The organism is Candidatus Thiodiazotropha sp. LNASS1 (assembly GCF_964212655.1).
Lineage (GTDB): Bacteria > Pseudomonadota > Gammaproteobacteria > Chromatiales > Chromatiaceae > Thiodiazotropha.
Genome location: NZ_OZ156465.1, coordinates 1,923,968 through 1,943,731 on the forward strand (window position 1 = coordinate 1,923,968; position 19,764 = coordinate 1,943,731).

Below are 19,764 nucleotides of genomic sequence, written 5' to 3' on the forward strand. Positions count from 1 at the left end.
CGATTATAGCTGTCGAATCTTAAAGTCAAGTTTGCCGACTTAGTCGGTTAAACTTGAGATTAATCAATTATTACCCGGGCCTCAAGCAAACTTTACATGTCTGACTTTATTCTCGATCACGAACTGTCTATCCGGTTAACGGCCTTTTTCTCAGTGTTCGCCATAATGGCGTTGTGGGAGGTCGCCTCACCCTGCCGCAAACTGCGTGTTCCCCGCTCCCGGCGCTGGTTGGCGAATATCGGTATCGTGATACTGAACACCCTGTTGTTGCGTCTGTTGTTTCCGGCAGCGGCGGTAGGAATGGCGCTTTTCACCACACAGGCCCAATGGGGGGCGTTGAATGTCATCGCACTGCCCCCCTGGCTAACTATCATCATCGCCATTCTGATCCTGGATATGGTGATCTACCTGCAACATGTGATGGTTCACGCCGTCCCGATGCTCTGGCGCCTGCACCGGGTGCACCATGCGGATCCCGATTATGACCTCACTACCGGGGCGCGTTTTCATCCCATTGAGATCATTCTATCGATGCTGATCAAGATTGCGACCATCGCCGCACTGGGCCCACCGGTAGTGGCGGTTGTGATATTCGAGGTATTGCTCAACGGTATGGCGATGTTCAATCACGCCAACATCAGACTTCCTACCCGTATCGACAGAGTGTTACGCTGGCTCGTCGTGACCCCTGACATGCATCGAGTACACCACTCCGTGGAGCCCGATGAGACAAACAGTAATTTTGGATTCAATCTCTCACTCTGGGACCGTCTGATGGGTACCTATCGCCAGCAACCCAGACTAGGACAGCAAGCAATGGATATCGGCATCGTATCCCTCAGAGACCCCCGAATAACGACCCGGCTTACGGGTATGCTGATGATCCCTTTTCTTCAGGACAAAGATGTCTACAGTATCAATAAACGGTCCTGGAAGATTGACCGTGAACCTGGAGATGCACAACCATGACTGGCGAAATGTATGACGTCTATTTCTCCGGAGCCATTATCAAGGATAATGACCCGGTTGAGGTGAAACGTAAAATCGGTGCTATTTTCAAGCTGCAAGGCGACAAACTTGATCGGCTCTTCAGTGGCAAACCGATCCCGATAAAGAAGAGCGTGGATATGGATCGGGCAATTAAGTTTCGCGTCACTTTTCGCGATGCGGGCGGTTTGGTGGATATCGTACCTGCCGGCGACCCACCACCCACTGCAAAACCGACTCAACAACGCCGCCCGGCAGAGCAGGCAAAGGTTGTCACCACCGATTCCCATCAGGCAAGCAGCGAATTGACTTTTGCGGATGGACCCATGGAACCACCGGCTGATAGCCATTCGGATACCCCGCCCATCGCCGTTCCGGAATATGAACTCTCATCGGCACAAGGTTTCGACCTGAGCGACTGCGCACCGACAGTGGAGGCTGTGGAGATTCCCGATATCAGCTCGCTGGACATGGACAAACCCGGTATCACTCTGGATGAATCCCCGGAACCAGAGCCGCTGGAAATCGATACATCCTCATTGGAATTGGATAAACCGGGAGCGACCTTGATTGAAGAATCGCCCCCTGAACCAGCCAGGATTGACACAGCAGCTTTAAGTATGGCACCAGCCAACCAGGGCAGCCTGGAAGATTGCCAGACACCCGTTGAACCCGCACCCATCCCAAACATCGATCACTTGAATGTGGAACAGCCCGAACAGGCTCCATCCGAAGGCAAGGCAAAATTTGATATCTCTGAAGATTAATCGAAGGGGCGGGGAATAACCTAGGGCCTGTTAACACTAATCCAATCGGCCCTAGAAGCCGAGATAGCTCTCGAGGGAGGTGCGGGTCGCTTCGGAAAATCCAGCATCTTCACCATCAAGGGGACGGCCTGTATCAAGAATCCCCTCCATGGCGCCAAAGGCACGCTCCGCATAGAAACGCAGTAACAGGCGCTCTTCATCATCACTCAACCAGAGATCCACCTTGTTAGCCCTTTTGCCATTCTCTGGGTCAATCTCCCACAACCTGACCTTGAAGGCAGGCCGGTTCCAACCAGCTCTCACCAACCGCTCCTGACCCACCTTGATATGATATGCATTGAGTTTCTCTCCATTGAAGGTGGAGAAATCGAGCTGGGTGCCCGATTTCAGCGGCATACCGCGAAGACGGTGCAGAAAGCTGATGTAATCCAATGCCTCGCTGCCATCAAAGGCAACGCGATGGGTCTGCAATAATTTTTCCCATTGCTCATCAGGTAGCTCTGTAATCTGTTTTAAGCTTACCGGAGGTTTGCCCGCCTCATCGCTATCCAATTTGCCGGATTGGTAGTTATAGGCCTCGCCCTGGGTATGATCGAACCACATCAGCGCCTCTTTATGCTCCCTTGTTTTCAGGGATTTAACTGCCACAAGAGGGTAGAGTTTGTGAGCATCCAGCCAGCTGCGATAGGTCAATCTCACAGGATAGAGCATCTCGGCCTTACGGTAGGGCTCCGTGGTGAGCTGCAGGTTGGTGACATAGGCTGGATTGTCATCCACATGTCCCATCTTCCGCTCCACCGCCATGGTCATTTTCGCGATGTCCAGTTCCACGAAACCTGTCACCACGCCGCGAAATTTCAGCGTATATTCAAGATACTCCCCAAGCACCGGCGCCTTCGCCGCTACTGATGATCCAGCGAGTATCAGCCCCAAGAAGAGGATTAGGGCTTCAATTCGCACGATCATCTTTCAATCCCCTGAGCATTATTCACTTGGCTATACTCTGCAATAGTCTGTTGGCACGTTTCTGGCATCATCCCTTATAAATGCTGAATCGCAGCTGAATGCGTCAAATTTTTGTCTCTAGAGGAGTCGGTATCATGATCAGCCCCGTCAACAGCGACAGACCCATCAACACATCAACGGATCAGTCGGGTAGATCACACACCAGCCAGAAACCAGTGGAGGCATCGGTACAATCAACGACTCAGCAATCACAGGCGACGCAAGCAGACAGCGCCGCAGTTGAAGTCGATCAGGCACGTAGACTCTTCGATATCGAGAATAACCGCGCTCAGGCCTCTGAGAACGCCTTAAACACGCCTGAACAGGCCCGCTCAATACTCGAAAGCATAGTGCAACAAATATCGACCACGCCAGCAACGGCCGCCGAGGCGCAGGCCGGCAAGGCATCTGCAGATCCCATTTCGAGCGTTCTGCAAAGTGCCCCTGCATAGGTTCTGCATTACCCTGACGAGATTGAAACTGACGCTGCCCCTATAGATCCTGTGAACCTGGCGGGGGTTCCAACAAATTGTCATCTACGGCCTGCTTGAGACGGGAAATTTCCTGATTCGGCCCAATAACCACCAAAATATCCCCAGCATGCAAGCGGTGCGATACACCGCTGTTTGCAAAGATCAGTTGATTTCCCAACTCCAGGTCGACTACCCCGGTGATAATCAGATTGAACTGTTTTTCCAGCTGCAGATCGTTCAATGCCACCCCCGACAACCTGGAATCTTCGGGCATTTCAATCTCGGCTATGTCGATGTGCTTGCCGAATAGTGAGCTTTCGAGCATTTCTACCAGATAGGGCCTGGCGATGCGTTCATGCACACGGTGGCCACTGATTTCGTATGGATCGATCACTTTTGTCGCGCCCGCCGCTTTTAAACGCTCCCCGGACGCAGCTGACTCACAAACACAGACGATCTTGAGATCGGGATCGATGGATCTGGCGGACAGCGTCAGAAAAAGATTGTTCGGTTCTTGGGAGAAAAGACAGAATATCGTCTTAACCCATCTGCCTATGCCGATTTCACGCAGCTTGTCATCATTCTTGAAATCGACCACTGCGGCCTGCATTCCCTTTGCCAGCAGCGCCCCGACTTCATTCAGATCGTTGCTGTAGAGGTATGCCTCGACACCACGTTCCGCCAGTTGCATGGCAACCTCATGGCCCAGTGCACCGCAACCGAATATCAGGGTGTCGAGCCGGCTCATCAGAGCGTCCCCCTTTCGAGACAATCACGAAAGTGAACCACACTGTATTCGTGTCCCATCAATACAAGCAGATCATCCTTTTTGAGCGTGAAGTTTTCTTTGGGATTAAAGAAGAAACAACTTCCTTGCAGATCATAGTAGGCATGCTCTTCAGCCGTGCCGCATCCCGCTTCGCGTATCACACCAAAGGGTGTCAGTTTGCGGTGCCTGAAATCGATACTATCAATGCGTCGCCCGACCAATACACTCTCCTGCTTGACACGCACTGCCTCAATTCCTTCCGGAGATTGGCCGGTCAGCAATCCATAAATGGCCTCGAAAGCGACCGGTTGCCCGGCGTACTCGGCTGCGATCAAACCGAACACCTGATTGGGTGCGACACAATAGTCGGCACCGGCACGGTAGAGTTTGGATAGATTTTCCCGATGGTTGGCGCGGGAGATGATTTCGATGTTTGGATTCAACTGCTTTGCGGAAAGGGTGATATAAACATTGACCACATCATCCCCGGTAAGACATAGCAATCGCTTAATACGCTTTTCGATTCCCAGACTCGATAACAACTCGGTATCTTCTCCATCTCCGACCACCGCCAGGTGGCCGCGCTGTTTGGCGATGAGCGCATTCTCATCCAGCGGATCAATCACGATAAAGCCACGTTTGTCCCCTGCCATGCGTTCCGCAACCACCTGCCCTACCCGCCCAAAACCGCAGATCAGGGTGTCGATACGTTTACGTTCAACCTCGGAATAGATCCGATGGGCGCGAATTTCATCGATCTTCTCGCCAAAGGCAGAGACGATGATGGAGGTGAAAAACGAGATCACGCCCAATCCGGCGATGATCAGCACCAGGGTGACAACCCGTCCTTCGGTGGTGTGCGGTGTTATGTCACCATACCCAACCGTTGACATGGTCACCAGAGCCCAATAGACACTGTCGAAAAAGCCGGTTATCTGGGCGTCCTGCTGATCGGCCTCAAAGAAGAATATTGCGGTGGCGGCAGTGAAGGTGATGAAGGCCATAAAGATAAACAGCGTCACCAGCTCGATCCGTTTCTCGGAAAGGACCTTGACGAACTCACTGATACTGCGGGTATAGCGGAACAGCTTGAAAAGGCGAAACAGTAGGAAGATGCGCAGAAACCGCAATGGCCGGTAGCTGGGAATGATCGCCAGCAGATCGATTATTGCCAGTGGTTGAACGACATATCTGATTTTTTCCAGAAAAGCCCGCCAAAGTGCGGGCCAGACCTGGAAGGGCTGATTAATGAACTCGGCACGCTCGTAGCGCTCAAGTATCACTTTGTGGCTGTCATTGAAAATCCAGAAACGCAACAGATATTCGATAATGAATATCCCGACCGCAATCATCTCGAACAGATCACCAAACATACCCAGGTCATGCTTGACCTCATAGATCAGCATCCATACCGTGGTCAAAACGAGCAGGATCATGAAGATATCGAAATAGGGACGAATCGGCGCGCGGGGATTCTCCAACAGATTGTACACTGTTTGTTTCAACCCGGTGTAACGGGCGGAACCCTGCATGGCATAACACTGTTTTATGACGCGATGGGAGAATGACATGTGATGGAGCTACTCACCGATTACCAATTTTCGTTAACTGCCCGAATCCACCAGGACCCTGGCGGATTGCCGGCCAGTGTTAACAAGCCCTAAGCTTCTGGCTCTTTATCGGCAGATCTGAAAAAACCTGGAGCGAGCGTATATCTCACGGGCGTTGCCGGGAAGCCGACTCCAGTTCGATGCGTTCATTGTTGGCCACACTGACCTCCCTGCCGTCCAGGGTGACAAAATAGCGCTCTTCGATATCGCCGCGCCGCGCCTGGTAACTGACACTTCTCCCCGTCTGGGTGTCGACCACGACGACAGTGACGACGCGGGTGGAATCCTGCCACTGCACGAAGAGATAGGCCCCACTACCCGCCAACAGCATAGCCAGCAGTGCATAAGCCCCCCATTTGAGCAGGGGATTCGTAGCGCGTCTTGCCGCAACATCAGGCTGGCTATCATGGGTGATGGCCTGTACGCGTTGCTGTCTGTTTTTAACCACCAACCAGGCAATGGCTATAACCGTAAGGGTGAGAATCAGTTTTGTTATCATGGCGGCTAAACCCTATCACGTGCCCGCCGTCAGGCCAATCATCGACAGTCTTTGCTTGCAGCTTTGGTAGAGAACGATTTACTATCTTCCACTATGTTCAACAGATTCAGCCTCATCAGTATCATCTGCCTATCCACGCTTATCGGCTGCAGCCAGCCCAGCGAACCCACTATCACCCTCGCGCGCGCTGTCCAGATCGGTGATATCGATCAACTGGAACGCAATATCCATTGGAACGCCGACATCAACAAACCGGGACCTGAGGGAATGACGCCACTGCATGTTGCGGCGACAAAGGGGAGCCTGGTGATGACCAAAATCCTGGTCAAAAACGGCGCTGATCTTGAGGTTAGCGACCCTCAAGGCCACACACCCCTGCTTAAAGCACTGATTGCACGCAACACCATTGTTGCGGAATATCTATTCAAAAGCGGCGCAAAACTCGATCCGAATGCCGCATTGCACGAAACCGCAAAACTGGGCAGCGCTGATCGTGACGTGATTGGATTCCTGTTACGCAGGGGCGCAACACTTGATAATACGGATGCCGACGGCAATACTCCCCTCCATTCGGCGGTTCTCAATGATCAGCGGGTGGTGGCAAAATACCTCATCAACCGTGGAGCCAGCCTGGATATACGCAATCGTGCGGGAATGAGCCCGCTGGCGCTTGCCATTGAACGGAAAAATCGGGATATCGAAAGAATTTTAAGGCAATTCGGTGCGAGTGAAACGCGCTGAACACAAGTCATCCATCGTCACATTTAGGAACAGTATTTCAAATGGCATCAACACCCGAAGAACTCAGTGTCACCTACTCGGAGGACGGCATCGATGTCGTCAAGGAACTGGACAAAGTCGTACTCTCCAAGGGAGCATGGACAACCATCATATTTCGCTATCAGGACTGGGACAGAGCCAAGCAGCAGTACGGCGCAGACAAATATACCATCCGCCGCTACCAGAAACGTAGCGGGGAATATATGCAAAAGAGTAAATTCAATATTTCCAGCAAGGATCAAGCGAAAGGAATAATCGAAGCCTTGCGGAATTGGATCGATGAATAAGCACTAGATCTCCGGCGCGATCCGCTCAGCCCAGCTCAGTAACTGTGAGATCAGGTCCCGTTCTTCAGGCATCAGCGTCGGATCCGCTTCAAGATCATCCAGACGTGCCAGATATTCACTCAGGGTGATACTGCCGCCGCCATCGGGATCCTGCAACCTGGCTTCGCGATATTCCTGCCACCGCTGGTTCTCCTCCACAGAGAGCAGTTCAGGCCAGTTTCTCGCCCGATACCTGAACAACATTTCAGGCAGACGTGCATCGTCGAAAACCAGGGGGAATTGAGCCAGGGAAGCCGGTTCTGTCGCTAAAATCGCATCCATGCGCTGTCGGTCATCACGGGAAAAGAATCCGCCACTATAGAGCGCCTGATCGGGATCGCTGATCGGCTCGAAACCGCTTCTTTTGTGAATATTCGCTATTTTACCGATGAAAGCCGGTTCAGCCAGCAACCGTTGCCGATAGGCCTCGCCCAGCCTCGGATCGATACGCCACCGCTTTGCCGCATCCTCTGTCAGAGTGGATAGAGGTACTACAACCGGACACTTATTGATGTGTACGGTCTTCAGTGGAATACGTTCGACGCCCTCGGGCAGATCTGCGCCAGGCGTAAACAGTCGCTCATGCAGAACCTCCTCCGACAGCCCGAACAGTGGTTCAGGATCATGGCGAAGATCATATACGATCACACCGTTGGGATTGGCAGGATGCTTCAGCAACGGTACGACCATCGCGATGCAACCCAGTGCGGCCGGATACATTGATGAGACATGCAATACCGTCTGGCGCTTTTGCAGATTCAGGCGCTCCGCTATGACATTTTTCTTGCGGCTCTTGAACAGATAGTCGTAGAGTTTTGGCTGACGCTGTTTAATCAGCCGTGCCAACTCAATCGTTGCATAGACATCAGAGAGTGCATCGTGAGCGGATTCATGGGAGATATTATTGGCGGCACTGAGCACCTCGAGACGAAAACTGGTTACACCCGCTTCATTTTGCGGCCACTCAATACCCTCAGGCCTCAGGGCATGGGTCAGGCGAACCATATCGATGATATCCCAGCGGGATGATCCATGCTGCCACTCTCTCGCGTAGGGATCGTAAAAATTCCTATACAGTGTGTTGCGTGTTACTTCATCATCAAAGCGAATCGTGTTGTAACCGACACTGCATGTTTCCGCTGCGGAAAGTTGTTGATGGATACGCTTGATGAATTCGGCTTCAACCAATCCCTCTCGGAGCGCCTTTTGCGGTGTGATACCGGTAACAAGACAGGCTTCCGGCTGGGGCAGCATATCGTCACTCGGCTTGCAGTAGATGACCAGCGGGTCACCGACCGGATTCAGATCCGCGTCGGTACGCACGCCCGCAAATTGAGACGCCCTGTCCCGGCGCGGATCGGCGCCCCAGGTTTCGTAGTCATGCCAATAGAAACTGAATGTCATTGTATTGATATGTCCGCAAATGAACGCAAATAACAGCTTAAAAAAACCCGATCAATACGTAGATACCATCTCTCCTTTACTCCCACAAGTAGCTATAAAGCGGCTTGTGGGGAGTAATCTTGCTGGTGCTTGAGTACCCCAAAGCACAGATGTACTAATTTGCGCATAACGGCTCCTAATGCGGACATTTTGCATTTTCCTCTCGCGAGCAACCGCTCGTATAAGGCCTTGGCCGTTGGGTTGTGTAGACTGGCCACGATAGCAGGCATGTAGAGTTTGGCCCTGATCCTCGCGCTGCCTGCTTTCGACAGTCGTGGTCGCTTGTTGATGCTGGATCCGGATTGATGCTCGATGGGCACCACTCCCAGATAGGCGGCCATTTGACTAGCATGCTCAAAATCCCGGGCACGGTAGACACTCATCATGATTCGACTGAGGGTCCGGCCAATGCCTGGGATACTTTCTAGCAGCTGCTGGTCGTTTTTCAGCTGGGGGTGGGTGTCGATATGCTCATCGATCATCGCTTCCAGACGCTTTTGTTCTTGCTCCAGGCCTTTGAGCACGGTCGAGATGGAGTGCCCAACCTCTGGATGACTGATCCCTGACAAGGCCTTCTCCAGGCGGTTGCGTTCACGCTGGATATCGCCTTGCAATGCCTCCAGCCGTGACAGTAACTCTTTGAGTTTACGTATCTCTGCCGGTTCCGGTCTCCACAGATGCAGGGGTTCTTTGGCGCCATACAAGGCTAACACCAGCGAGTCCTTTCTGTCGGTCTTGGTGTGCACCGCGATACCCTTGGCGTAATCTCTCACCTGGGCCGGGTTAAGCACCGCGACTTCACCACCTTGCTCATGCAGACCGTAGGCTAGACGCTCGTGGTAGATGCCAGTCGCCTCCATGACAAAGCGTAACCCACTCAGTGGCTGACCAGTCTGTTTTTGTGACCAATCGAGTAGGTGGTCATGGCCGGCTGGTGTATTAGGAAAGACCTTCGACTTGACCTTGCGTGGTTCGATACTGCGTAACCACAGACAATCCAGCTTATTTTTACTCACATCAATGCCAATTATCGCTTTCATTCTCTTCACTCACCTTGTTCATGCAGCCTCTCTCCGTAATGCCGGAGGGACTCCGATACCATTCAGTTTATAGAGAATCGGTGATAGCCTGTATCTACAAAACAGACTCGTGGTCTCAGGGTGCGGTGCAGGTCTTATCACCGTGTGATGAATTGCTAGCTAAACAATTCATCAGAAGAGATACAAGGGTGCGGCTCGCCGCACCAATACACAAGCATCATTATGGTACCAATATGTCTAGAGGATTTAACGGTGCGGCAAGCCGCACCCTACACGATAGAAGCGCCGAGCGGAATCAATAAAATCCATTTGCGTTCATTTGCGGACTCATTCCTCAAATCAAATCCATCAATACCCGGATATGATCCTCGACGCTACGCGCCAGGGCGTGGGATTCGCTCTGGTTTCCACGCTCCTGCGTGGGAATTCATACCTCACCCTAATACTCTACCTACCTTATGCATTTCCACGCTGGTGCGTGGGAACGATATGAAATCAATATTGAATGATTATTTGCGTATATTCGCGTTCATTTGCGGACTCATTCCTCAACTCAAATCCATCAATACCCGGATATGCGCCTCGACGCTGCGTGCCAGGGCGTGGGGTTCATAGCCACCCTCCAGGACTGAAACAATCCTCCCGTCGCCATACTGCTCCGCCAAGCCCTTGATCTGCTGTGTTACCCAGCGGTAGTCCGCTTCCGTCAAGCTGACACCCGACATGTCATCCTCGATATGGGCATCGAATCCGGCAGAGACAAAGAACATCTGCGGCTTGAAATGATTCAGTGCAGGCAGCCAGTGCCGGGTAACGGCATCCCTGAATTCAGCGCTCTTTGCGGTCGCCTCCAGGGGCGCACAAATTATATGATCGGGACTCTCTTCAATATCCGTATAAGGATAGAAAGGGTGCTGAAAGGTTGAACAGACGATCACCCTTCGATCGTCGCGAAAAATATCTTCACTTCCATTGCCATGATGCACGTCGAAATCAAGTATGGCGACTCGTTCCAGGCCATACACTTCCATTGCATGAGCGGCACCGATTGAGGCATTGCCATAAATGCAAAATCCCATGGTGCGCATTTTTTCTGCGTGATGCCCTGGAGGCCTGACATTGCAAAAGGCATTCGACAAACCCTCATTCATAATCAGATCCACCGCCTGTATGACGGCACCTGCCGCCCGTTTTGCGGCTTGCATGCTCTCAGGGCTGACCACCGTGTCCGGATCAAGATGAGCATAACCGTTTTGCGGCATCAATTTGTCAACCTGATTGAGATAGGCCACATCGTGACAACGTAACAGTTGCTCTTTTGTTACCTCGGGTGCATCGTAGTGACGCAAAAAATCATACAGTTGTGCCGCCATCAATCGGTCATCGATCGCCTGCAGACGACCTGCGTTTTCGGGGTGTCCCTCACCGGTATCATGCAACAGGCAATCCGGGTGTGTTATGTATGCGGTCTTCAATCTCCAAACCTCACTTCCAATGCCTCTATTTGAGCGGGCAATACTCATTATAAATCATTAAAAAATCACAACTTAGTTAAAGAAATTGTCATCATATACCGGTAAACTTCAAGCCCATCATGCCGCTATCCATAGTGATCGATACTGATACTTATCTTTAGCGGTGTTGTCTGAGTTTCACACTGTGCCTTAATGAGTAATCAAGGACATCATACTCTATATCATCTTACGAAGTTCAACAGGCAGTAGACTATGCAATCACACTATTTGACGTCTCTCTTCTCTCCAAAAAGCATCGCCATGTTTGGTGCCAGCGATAGGAAGAATTCAGTCGGTGAGGTGGTATTTAAAAATCTCATATCATCCGGATTCAAGGGGGATATATACCCGATCAATCTCAAACACGACAAAGTACAGGGTATTAAGGCTTATAAAAGTATCGAGGCAATCAACAAACCTGTTGAGCTCGCTGTCGTCGCCACACCGGCCAAAACGATACCCGCAATCGTACAGGCCTGCGGCGAACACGGCGTTAAGAGCATGATCATTCTGTCTGCCGGTTTCCGCGAATCCGGAACCGCCGGCCGGCGTCTTGAAGACAAGATTGTTGAACTGGCAAAGGACTATGGGATGCGCTTCATCGGTCCCAACTGTCTTGGCCTGATTCGACCGGATCAAGGCATCAATATTACCTTCGGCAACAACAATGCAGCCCCCGGCAATCTGGCGCTCGTTTCTCAGTCAGGCGCAATCTGCACTGCCATCCTCGATTGGGCGGAGGTCAACGATATCGGTTTCTCAACCGTAATTTCCACCGGTATCGGGGCGGATCTGGATTTTGGCGACTACCTTGATTTCCTGGTATCGGATCCCATGACAGACAGTATTCTGCTGTATGTGGAGGGTATAAAGGACGCACGTCGCTTTATGAGTGGCCTGAGGGCAGCGGCGCGCATCAAACCCGTCATTGTACTCAAGGTGGGACGGCATGCGGCCGGGGCGGAAGCCTCGATGTCACACACCGGCGCCCTGGTAGGCAGCGATGAAACCTTTTCCGCCGCGCTCTCCCGCTCCGGTGTATTACGGGTGGAGACCATTTCACAACTCTTCTCCGCCGCCAAGGCGCTCTCTTCACGCTATCGGGTGTATGGCGACAGGCTGGCTATTATTACCAATGGCGGTGGTCCCGGCGTCATGGCCGCCGACAGGGCTTCGGACCTGAATATCGAACTGGCGGAATTCAATGATCAAACAATCGATGCATTGAACAAAGTTCTGCCGGATGTATGGTCCCATGGAAATCCCGTGGACATCATTGGTGACGCCCCCCCCGAGCGCTACCGTGCTGCAGTCGACATCTGTCTCAACGATCCCGCTGTGGACGGCACCATCGTCATACTGACCCCTCAGGCGATGACCGAACCGGAAGAGGTTGCCAGGGCCCTGATCGATTTGGCGGATTCCCATAAGAAACCGATCCTGACCAGCTGGATGGGGGGTAAACAGATCGAAAGCGCGCGCAAGCTGTTCAAAGACGCCAGGTTACCCAGTTTTCGGACCCTGGAAAACGCAGTCGATGCCTTCTCCTACCTCTCTTCCTACCAGAAGAATCAGCGCCTGTTGCTACAGACACCCGCCAAGAGTTCACGCCGACACATCCAGCCCGATACCGAAGGGGCGCGCCTCATTATAGAAAGCGCTCTGTCGGAACAACGTAAAATCCTCACCGAGCCTGAATCATTTGCATTGCTCGGCGCCTTCCGCATCAATGCGGTACGAAACGGTATTGCACGTTCCGCCAATGAGGCATTGATCCTGGCTGAATCGATCGGTTTCCCCGTTGCCATGAAGATCTACTCACCCGACATCTCCCACAAATCAGACGCCGGCGGCATTCGACTCAATATCAGCAATGCCCAGGTTGTACGGAGTACCTATCGGGATCTGATCGAACAGGTCAAGGAGACCCGTCCCGAAGCGAATGTGGAAGGCGTGACTGTCGAGCAGATGTATCAGAGTCCGAATGGAAGGGAACTCCTCATCGGTATCGTGCGTGATCCGGTATTCGGGCCGGTTATCAGTTTCGGCAGCGGCGGCACCGCGGTGGAAGTGATGGGCGACTCGGCGATTGCCCTGCCACCCCTCAACCGCAGCCTCGCCAGCGATCTGATCGACCGCACCAAGGCGGCAAAACTGCTGAGTCAGTTCCGGCATATGCCGCCCGCCAATCGCGAGGCACTCATTGATGTATTGTTGCGGGTATCGACCATGGCTTGTGAACTGCCTTGGATTCATGAGATGGACATCAATCCATTGATTGTCGATGATCAAGGGGCGGTCGCCGTGGATGCACGCATACGGGTCGATTTCCCACGCCCATCCACCGATCCCTATCACCATCTGGCAATCCATCCCTACCCGGTCAATTTGGTCAACTCCACCCAATTGCCCAACGGCACCAATATCGTGATCAGGCCCATCCGCCCGGAAGACGCCGACCTGGAACAGACCTTCACCCGCCAGCTCTCCGATGAAGCGAAATATTTCCGCTTCATGAGCTCGATACAGGAACTGACCCCGGAAATGCTGACGCGATTCACGCAGATCGACTATCACAATGAGATGGCCCTGATCGCAGTCACCGAGGATGGCAACCATGAAATTGAATTGGGTGTCGCCCGCTATGTGACCAACCCCGATAAAAAGAGTTGTGAATTCGCCCTGGTGGTATCCGATCAGTGGCAACGCCAGGGCATCGGGCACAAGCTGATGCACCAGCTGATGGAGGTTGCCCGCGATCGCGGTCTGGAAAAAATGGAGGGCGAGGTATTGAGCAACAATTTCAAGATGCTTGACCTGATGAAATCACTCTACTTCCATATCTCCACATCGCCTGACGACAACAGCATCAAGCAGGTAGTGATCAATCTGTAGGGCGCGGCTTGCCGCACCATTCAATCTGTCAGTAATTATAAAGTGAGTTTTTAGTTTTGAGATATGAGTTTTTAGTTGTATGTGTTCGCTTCGCTCACGCATATTTCTCTGCAGTCTGGCTGACCCAAGAGGAAGAGAGAATCAAATACAAATTGCGCGGTTTACCGCACTCATCCAACTAAAAACTAAAAACTAAAAACTAAAAACTAAAAACTAAAAACTAAAAACTAAAAACTAAAAACTAAAAACTAAAAACTAAAAACTAAAAACTAAAAAGCCGCTCTGTCCAACAACAGAGCGGCTCTCTCAACAACCGTGTACAGGTTGAAGTTTCTAGATTTTCTCTTTAATACGCGCAGCCTTACCGGTCCGTCCACGCAGATAGTAGAGTTTAGCGCGACGCACATCGCCACGACGCGTCACCTTGACAGAGGCTACGGTCGGGCTGTAGGTCTGAAACACACGTTCGACACCCTCGCCATGCGAGATCTTACGAACGGTGAATGCCGAGTTGAGACCGCGGTTGCGCTTGGCGATCACGATACCCTCGAAGGCCTGCAGGCGCTCACGCTGCCCCTCCTTAACCCGTACTTGAACCACAACGGTATCACCGGGGCCAAAATCCGGAATCTCACGACCCATCTGCTCGGCTTCGAGTTCTGCGATGATATTACTCATGGTCTATTGCTCCTGTGTCTGCTCCGCGTCTCCCGACGCAGCAATGATTTCTGCTAATAACTTCTCTTCTTCCACCGTCATCTGACGGTCCTGCAGCAGATCGGGGCGTCTCTCCCGAGTGCGCTTCAGTGCCTGCTGCAGGCGCCAACGCCGTATGGCGTCATGATTACCGCCTTGCAGCACTAACGGCACAGACATGCCGTCGATCTGCTCAGGACGGGTATAGTGCGGACAATCCAGCAACCCGTCCATGAATGAATCCTGTTGAGCGGAATCGGCATCGCCCAGAGCGCCGGGGATCAGCCTTATCACCGCATCAAGAACCACCATCGCGGCCAGTTCACCGCCACTTAAAACATAGTCGCCTATGGACCATTCTTCATCCACATAGCGTTCTATAATACGCTCATCGACGCCTTCATAGCGGCCCGCTATCAGCAACAGCGGCTGTCGATTTTCAACAACCGTTTGTGCCCGCTGCTGATCAAACCTGACCCCTTGCGGGCTCATATAGATCACCTTCGCCTGCGGAGATGCACTCAACGCCGACTCGATCGCCTGTTGCAGCGGCTGGTACTTCATCACCATGCCAGGGCCACCGCCGTAGGGCCGATCATCCACCGTGCGATGCACATCCCTGGTATAGTCGCGGGGATTCCAAAGCTCGATCTGCGCCAGTTGGCGGCCTATCGCTCTGGCTATGACGCCCTCCTTAGTCAAGGCATCGAACATAGCCGGCATCAGCGTCACCAGGTCGAAGCGCATCAGAAGTCAGGATCCCAGTCCACGATAATCCGACCGTGCTCCAGATCCACCTCCCGTATGGCCTCACCCTTGGTGTAGGGTATCAACCTTTCGCGCTCACCGCGGACCACCAATACATCGTTGGCCCCGGTCTCGAAGAGGTGTGAGACGACACCCAATTCAATCCCTTGGAGATTTAACACCCGCAATCCCTGCAGGTCGTTCCAGTAATACTCGCCGGATTCCAGTGGCGGCAACTGCTCACGCCGGACAGCGATATCACAGTTCACCAATGGGGCTGCAAGATCCCGGTCATCGATACCCTGCAGTTGGGCAACCACGCCCTTACCCTGACTACGACCGGCAACCAGCCTATGGCGCTTCCAATCATCCCCTCGCTTGAGGTACCAATCCCGGTAGCGGACGATTCCCTCTCTCGGCGAGGTGTGGGAGTAGATCTTGAGCCACCCCCTGACACCAAACAGGCCAGAAACCCGGCCCATTATTATAAACTCATCTTGTGACATCTTCTCCGTCCCCCTGCGCGGCTTTCACCCGGGACGGGAGGCTGACTGTCAGGCTGCCTGCTTAGCCGCCTGCTTCAGTAGAGCCGTCACCCGATCGCTCGGCTGCGCACCCTTGGAAATCCAGTGCTGCACACGCTCCTGATCAATTCGCAGTCCCTCTTCGCCACCCACTGCTACGGGATTGAAGAAACCGAGACGTTCGATATAGCGACCGTCACGCGCATTGCGGCTGTCGGTCACCACAATGTGGTAAAAGGGCCGCTTTTTCGCGCCCGTTCTTGAAAGGCGTATGGTTACCATGATGTATCCTTAGAAATTCGCTAACACACCGGAACCTGCCGGCGGGAAACGGCGTATTATAACCAACTTTGGGCCGATGTGAAGCGGGAATCTGATTTTGAATGTTGAATTGTGATTTTCAAATTGACGCGTTCGCTACGCTCACACCTTTATCAAACCAGTCGTGCGCGAAGCACAATCCACCAATTCAAAATTCACAATTCAAAATTCATAATTAATTCAATGCCCTAACTCAAAACGGAAAGCCGCCACCCCCCGGTGGCATGCCCCCACCCGGAAAGCGCCCTGCCATCCCCCGCATCATCTTCTTCATACCCCCGCCCTTCATCTTTTTCATCATTTTCTGCATCTGCATGAATTGCTTGAGTAATTTGTTCACATCCTGCACCTGGGTACCGGAACCGGCAGCGATGCGGCGTTTACGGGATCCTTTGATAACCGCCGGGAAGGCCCGTTCATGGGGCGTCATGGAGTTGATGATTGCAATCAGCCGCCCGATCTCTTTGTCGTTCACCTGATTTTTCACATGATCGGGTATCTCTCCCATGCCCGGCAGTTTATCCAGCAGTCCGCTCATGCCCCCCATATTGGCCATCTGCAGCATCTGCTCCTTGAAATCCTCCAGATCAAATCCCTTGCCCTTTTGGAGTTTTTTCGCCAGTTTTGTTGCCTTCTCCTGATCGACCTTGCGGCCCACCTCTTCCACCAGGCTGAGGACATCGCCCATGCCCAAAATACGGGAGGCGATGCGATCGGGATGAAAGGCCTCAAGGGCATCGGTCTTTTCACCGACGCCGATGAATTTAATCGGTTTCCCCGTGATCTGACGTATCGACAGGGCAGCGCCGCCACGGGCATCACCGTCGGCCTTGGTCAGAATCACGCCTGTCAGCGGCAGTGCGTCATTGAATGCCTTGGCGGTATTCGCGGCATCCTGTCCGGTCATGCTATCCACCACGAACAGGGTCTCCACCGGATCGAGGACCTGATGGAGCTGCTTAATTTCCCCCATCATCTCCTCATCGACATGCAGTCTGCCGGCGGTATCGACAATCAGCACCTCGGCAAACCCCTTTGCTGTCTCCTTCAGCGCCCTTTTGGCGATGTCCAATGGCTTTTCGTCACCTGAACTGGGTCTAAAGTCGAGCCCCACATCCTGAGCCAGGGTCTCCAACTGATCGATCGCAGCGGGGCGGTAGACGTCGCAACTGACAACGCTGATCTTCTTTTTTCCCTGCTGCAGCAACCAGCGGCCTAGTTTGGCGACACTGGTGGTCTTACCCGAGCCTTGCAAACCCGCCATCAGTATCACCGCCGGTGGTTGCGCCGCCAGATCAAGGGCTTCGTTGGCCTCACCCATCAGGTGAATCAATTCATCATTGACGATCTTGATCAGGGTCTGGCCGGGAGTGAGGCTCTTCATGACCTCCTCACCCATCGCTTTCTGCTTCACCTGATCGATGAATTCACGCACCACCGGCAGGGCCACATCGGCCTCCAGCAGCGCCATCCGCACTTCGCGCATGGTCTCCTTGATATTGTCATCCGTGAGACGGCCCTGGCCGCGCAGATTAGTGAGCACCTTGCCCAGTCGTTGAGTCAGATTGTCAAACATGATGTTCCTGGTGGGTAACGCCCGGAATGAGCATCAACAATGAGTCATAAAAATATAAAAATCAGTATACCAGTCCGTGGGAAATCCTTGCCATCTCTTTCACTGCAACAGGAAAATATGCGAACATCGCGGCTGATTCCCATCTGTTGATAAGGATTTACAGGACATTGATCGCCACACTCGCCATTATCGCCTATCTGGCCGCCGGTTCGATCCTGGCATTGCGACTGTTCCGCACCCATGAAAGTTCAGTGCGTTCCCGCGTTCTGGCACTGGGTTTGGGGTTTCTCGGTGTGGCGCTGCACGCCATTCCCCACTATCAGAATCTGATCTCATCCTCGAGCATCAATTTAGGCATCTTCAATGCCATGTCACTGATCACCTGGACCATCACCCTGTTGTTGCTGGTCTCAAGCATCAGCAAGCCGGTAGAGAACCTGGGTATCGTTATCATGCCCCTCGCAGCAATCGCCCTCTACCTGGAGAGCCGATATCAGACAGTCCACTTCATTACCGACCAGCTGTCCAGCGGCCTGACCATCCACATCCTGGTCTCCATGCTGGCCTATAGCCTATTCACCCTGGCCAGTGTGCAGGCTGTTTTACTCGCCATTCAGGATCATCATCTGCGACAACGCCATCCGGGTGGCTTCATACGCGCCCTCCCCCCGCTGCAGACCATGGAGAGTCTGCTGTTCGAGATGATCGCGGTGGGTTTTGTGTTATTGAGCCTGGCCCTGCTCTCAGGATTCGCATTTTTGGAAAATATGTTTGAGCAACGTCTTGCCCACAAGACCGTGCTGTCGATCATCGCCTGGGTGGTCTTCGGCACCCTGTTATGGGGACGTTATCGCTTTGGATGGCGCGGGCAGATGGCCCTGACATGGACCCTCAGCGGATTTGTGGTATTGATGCTGGCCTATTTCGGCAGCAAGGTGGTCATTGAGTTGATTCTCAGCTGACCGATACGTCTACAGGACCGAATCAATCGTATGATTGTTTCAGATAGGCATTAACGGCCTCCTTGCCCAGTTTCAACCTTTTGCCATCCTGTATCACCCCCTCTCTCGCCTCGGTACAAATCGCCATTGCCTGGTTGTTCAATGCCACGATCTGCTCCAGCTGATCTTCGAAATCCCCATGTCCGGTCCGCATTTCGGGATCGGCAAAGATCGATTCCAGGATCTGCATCCGCTGTCGATCGAGTTCATCCATATCAGACCAGCGTTTCTCGCCGGCGAGACGTACGATCTCCTGACTCAACTCCAAGGCAAGATTGAGGTTCTGCACGAGCTGAGTCACAGGCTACTCCTGTCAGAGGTGGGGTGTTGAGCCGGTTATCAGGTGGTTTTTACCACGTCTTTGATATTTTTGGCGTTCTGAATGGCTTCAGGCATGGCATCCCAGGCGGTTTTGATCTCTTTCAGAAGTGATGCCACTTCATCGAGCGCCTCAGTATCCTGGTGTATGTTTGCCTCAAACAGACGGCGGATCATGTAGTCGTAGAGCATATCGAGATTATTGGCTATCTCACCGCCCGTCTCAAAATCAAGGGCGCCACGCAGGGCATCGATCACGGAGATGATCCAGTTGATCTCGTTATGCCTCGCTTCATGCTCCTTTCTCTGAATCGAGCCTTTTGCATTGGAGATGCCGTCCAGGGCTCCGTTCATCAGCATCTGCACCAGGCGGAAGGGGGTGGCATACATGGCTTCAGATGAAGCTGCTTGACGATAACTGTTTATTGCTGAGTTACTTACCATTATTAGACCTTCAAGCTATCCGGGTTAAG

General features: G+C 52.8%; 21 protein-coding genes. 7 read left to right on the forward strand and 14 right to left on the reverse strand.

Annotated elements, in window-relative coordinates; translation table 11 throughout:
• The first annotated feature begins 96 nt into the window (after nt 1-96).
• A complete protein-coding gene (locus tag AB8516_RS08360; RefSeq protein WP_369159772.1) occupies nt 97-969 on the forward strand; it encodes a sterol desaturase family protein in 873 nt (290 codons plus the stop codon).
• Nucleotides 966-1,754 (forward strand): hypothetical protein, encoded by a 789-nt coding sequence (locus tag AB8516_RS08365; protein WP_369159774.1) that lies wholly within the window; start codon nt 966-968, stop codon nt 1,752-1,754. The genes AB8516_RS08360 and AB8516_RS08365 overlap by 4 nt, the downstream gene beginning before the upstream one ends.
• Nucleotides 1,755-1,805: 51 nt before the next feature.
• Here AB8516_RS08365 and AB8516_RS08370 read toward each other — a convergent pair whose 3' ends face one another.
• Entirely contained in the window at nt 1,806-2,720 is a 915-nt protein-coding gene (locus tag AB8516_RS08370; RefSeq protein ID WP_369159776.1) for a DUF3108 domain-containing protein, read from the reverse strand.
• Between the two features lie 134 nt (nt 2,721-2,854).
• Here AB8516_RS08370 and AB8516_RS08375 point away from each other — a divergent pair, with 134 nt between their 5' ends.
• The gene (locus AB8516_RS08375) at nt 2,855-3,211 is read left to right on the forward strand and encodes a hypothetical protein (RefSeq protein ID WP_369159778.1); all 357 of its coding nucleotides are present in this window, start codon (nt 2,855-2,857) and stop codon (nt 3,209-3,211) included.
• Nucleotides 3,212-3,251: 40 nt separating this feature from the next.
• On the opposite strand, the gene AB8516_RS08380 is transcribed toward AB8516_RS08375, so the two are convergent.
• The 3 genes from AB8516_RS08380 to AB8516_RS08390 form a co-directional block, all read right to left on the reverse strand.
• Complete coding sequence (locus AB8516_RS08380; RefSeq protein ID WP_369159780.1) at nt 3,252-3,980, reverse strand: TrkA family potassium uptake protein; 729 nt, start codon at nt 3,978-3,980, stop codon at nt 3,252-3,254.
• Nucleotides 3,980-5,572 carry an ion transporter gene (locus AB8516_RS08385; RefSeq protein ID WP_369159782.1) on the reverse strand — a complete coding sequence of 531 codons (1,593 nt, stop codon included), beginning with the start codon at nt 5,570-5,572 and terminating at the stop codon, nt 3,980-3,982. Before AB8516_RS08385 ends, AB8516_RS08380 begins: the two co-directional genes overlap by 1 nt.
• 145 nt (nt 5,573-5,717) lie before the next feature.
• Complete coding sequence (locus AB8516_RS08390) at nt 5,718-6,110, reverse strand: hypothetical protein (RefSeq protein ID WP_069126943.1); 393 nt, start codon at nt 6,108-6,110, stop codon at nt 5,718-5,720.
• A gap of 93 nt (nt 6,111-6,203) precedes the next feature.
• Here AB8516_RS08390 and AB8516_RS08395 point away from each other — a divergent pair, with 93 nt between their 5' ends.
• Together AB8516_RS08395 and AB8516_RS08400 are read left to right on the forward strand one after the other, a co-directional pair.
• On the forward strand, nt 6,204-6,851 hold the full coding sequence (locus AB8516_RS08395) for an ankyrin repeat domain-containing protein (protein WP_369159785.1): 648 nt from the start codon (nt 6,204-6,206) through the stop codon (nt 6,849-6,851).
• A gap of 41 nt (nt 6,852-6,892) precedes the next feature.
• Entirely contained in the window at nt 6,893-7,177 is a 285-nt protein-coding gene (locus AB8516_RS08400) for a hypothetical protein (RefSeq protein ID WP_369159787.1), read from the forward strand.
• Between the two features lie 3 nt (nt 7,178-7,180).
• On the opposite strand, the gene sbcB is transcribed toward AB8516_RS08400, so the two are convergent.
• The 3 genes from sbcB to AB8516_RS08415 all read right to left on the reverse strand — a co-directional run bounded on the left by sbcB (nt 7,181) and on the right by AB8516_RS08415 (nt 11,222).
• The gene (gene sbcB / locus AB8516_RS08405; protein WP_369159789.1) at nt 7,181-8,620 is read right to left on the reverse strand and encodes an exodeoxyribonuclease I; all 1,440 of its coding nucleotides are present in this window, start codon (nt 8,618-8,620) and stop codon (nt 7,181-7,183) included.
• A gap of 92 nt (nt 8,621-8,712) precedes the next feature.
• Nucleotides 8,713-9,699 carry an IS110 family transposase gene (locus tag AB8516_RS08410; protein ID WP_369159460.1) on the reverse strand — a complete coding sequence of 329 codons (987 nt, stop codon included), beginning with the start codon at nt 9,697-9,699 and terminating at the stop codon, nt 8,713-8,715.
• A 548-nt stretch (nt 9,700-10,247) separates the two neighbouring features.
• Nucleotides 10,248-11,222 (reverse strand): histone deacetylase family protein, encoded by a 975-nt coding sequence (locus AB8516_RS08415; protein ID WP_369159791.1) that lies wholly within the window; start codon nt 11,220-11,222, stop codon nt 10,248-10,250.
• 204 nt (nt 11,223-11,426) lie between these two features.
• Between AB8516_RS08415 and AB8516_RS08420 the strand changes: the two genes are divergently transcribed.
• The gene (locus tag AB8516_RS08420) at nt 11,427-14,108 is read left to right on the forward strand and encodes a GNAT family N-acetyltransferase (protein WP_369159793.1); all 2,682 of its coding nucleotides are present in this window, start codon (nt 11,427-11,429) and stop codon (nt 14,106-14,108) included.
• A gap of 333 nt (nt 14,109-14,441) precedes the next feature.
• Here the strand turns inward: AB8516_RS08420 and rplS are convergent, their stop codons facing one another.
• The 5 genes from rplS to ffh all read right to left on the reverse strand — a co-directional run bounded on the left by rplS (nt 14,442) and on the right by ffh (nt 17,972).
• Nucleotides 14,442-14,786, reverse strand: coding sequence for a 50S ribosomal protein L19 (gene rplS / locus AB8516_RS08425; RefSeq protein ID WP_069126948.1), 345 nt, complete (start codon nt 14,784-14,786; stop codon nt 14,442-14,444).
• A 3-nt stretch (nt 14,787-14,789) separates the two neighbouring features.
• The gene (trmD, locus tag AB8516_RS08430; RefSeq protein ID WP_108292055.1) at nt 14,790-15,551 is read right to left on the reverse strand and encodes a tRNA (guanosine(37)-N1)-methyltransferase TrmD; all 762 of its coding nucleotides are present in this window, start codon (nt 15,549-15,551) and stop codon (nt 14,790-14,792) included.
• Entirely contained in the window at nt 15,551-16,057 is a 507-nt protein-coding gene (rimM, locus tag AB8516_RS08435; RefSeq protein WP_108292057.1) for a ribosome maturation factor RimM, read from the reverse strand. Before rimM ends, trmD begins: the two co-directional genes overlap by 1 nt.
• Nucleotides 16,058-16,105: 48 nt before the next feature.
• Nucleotides 16,106-16,357: a 30S ribosomal protein S16 gene (gene rpsP / locus AB8516_RS08440; protein WP_069126951.1), complete on the reverse strand. Its 252-nt coding sequence runs from the start codon at nt 16,355-16,357 to the stop codon at nt 16,106-16,108.
• A gap of 232 nt (nt 16,358-16,589) precedes the next feature.
• Complete coding sequence (ffh, locus tag AB8516_RS08445; RefSeq protein WP_369159797.1) at nt 16,590-17,972, reverse strand: signal recognition particle protein; 1,383 nt, start codon at nt 17,970-17,972, stop codon at nt 16,590-16,592.
• A 167-nt stretch (nt 17,973-18,139) separates the two neighbouring features.
• Between ffh and AB8516_RS08450 the strand changes: the two genes are divergently transcribed.
• Nucleotides 18,140-18,934, forward strand: coding sequence for an inner membrane protein YpjD (locus AB8516_RS08450; protein WP_369159799.1), 795 nt, complete (start codon nt 18,140-18,142; stop codon nt 18,932-18,934).
• A 22-nt stretch (nt 18,935-18,956) separates the two neighbouring features.
• Here AB8516_RS08450 and AB8516_RS08455 read toward each other — a convergent pair whose 3' ends face one another.
• On the reverse strand, nt 18,957-19,274 hold the full coding sequence (locus AB8516_RS08455) for a hypothetical protein (protein WP_369159801.1): 318 nt from the start codon (nt 19,272-19,274) through the stop codon (nt 18,957-18,959).
• Between the two features lie 38 nt (nt 19,275-19,312).
• Complete coding sequence (gene fliS, locus AB8516_RS08460; RefSeq protein WP_108292061.1) at nt 19,313-19,735, reverse strand: flagellar export chaperone FliS; 423 nt, start codon at nt 19,733-19,735, stop codon at nt 19,313-19,315.
• Nucleotides 19,736-19,764: the final 29 nt, after the last annotated feature.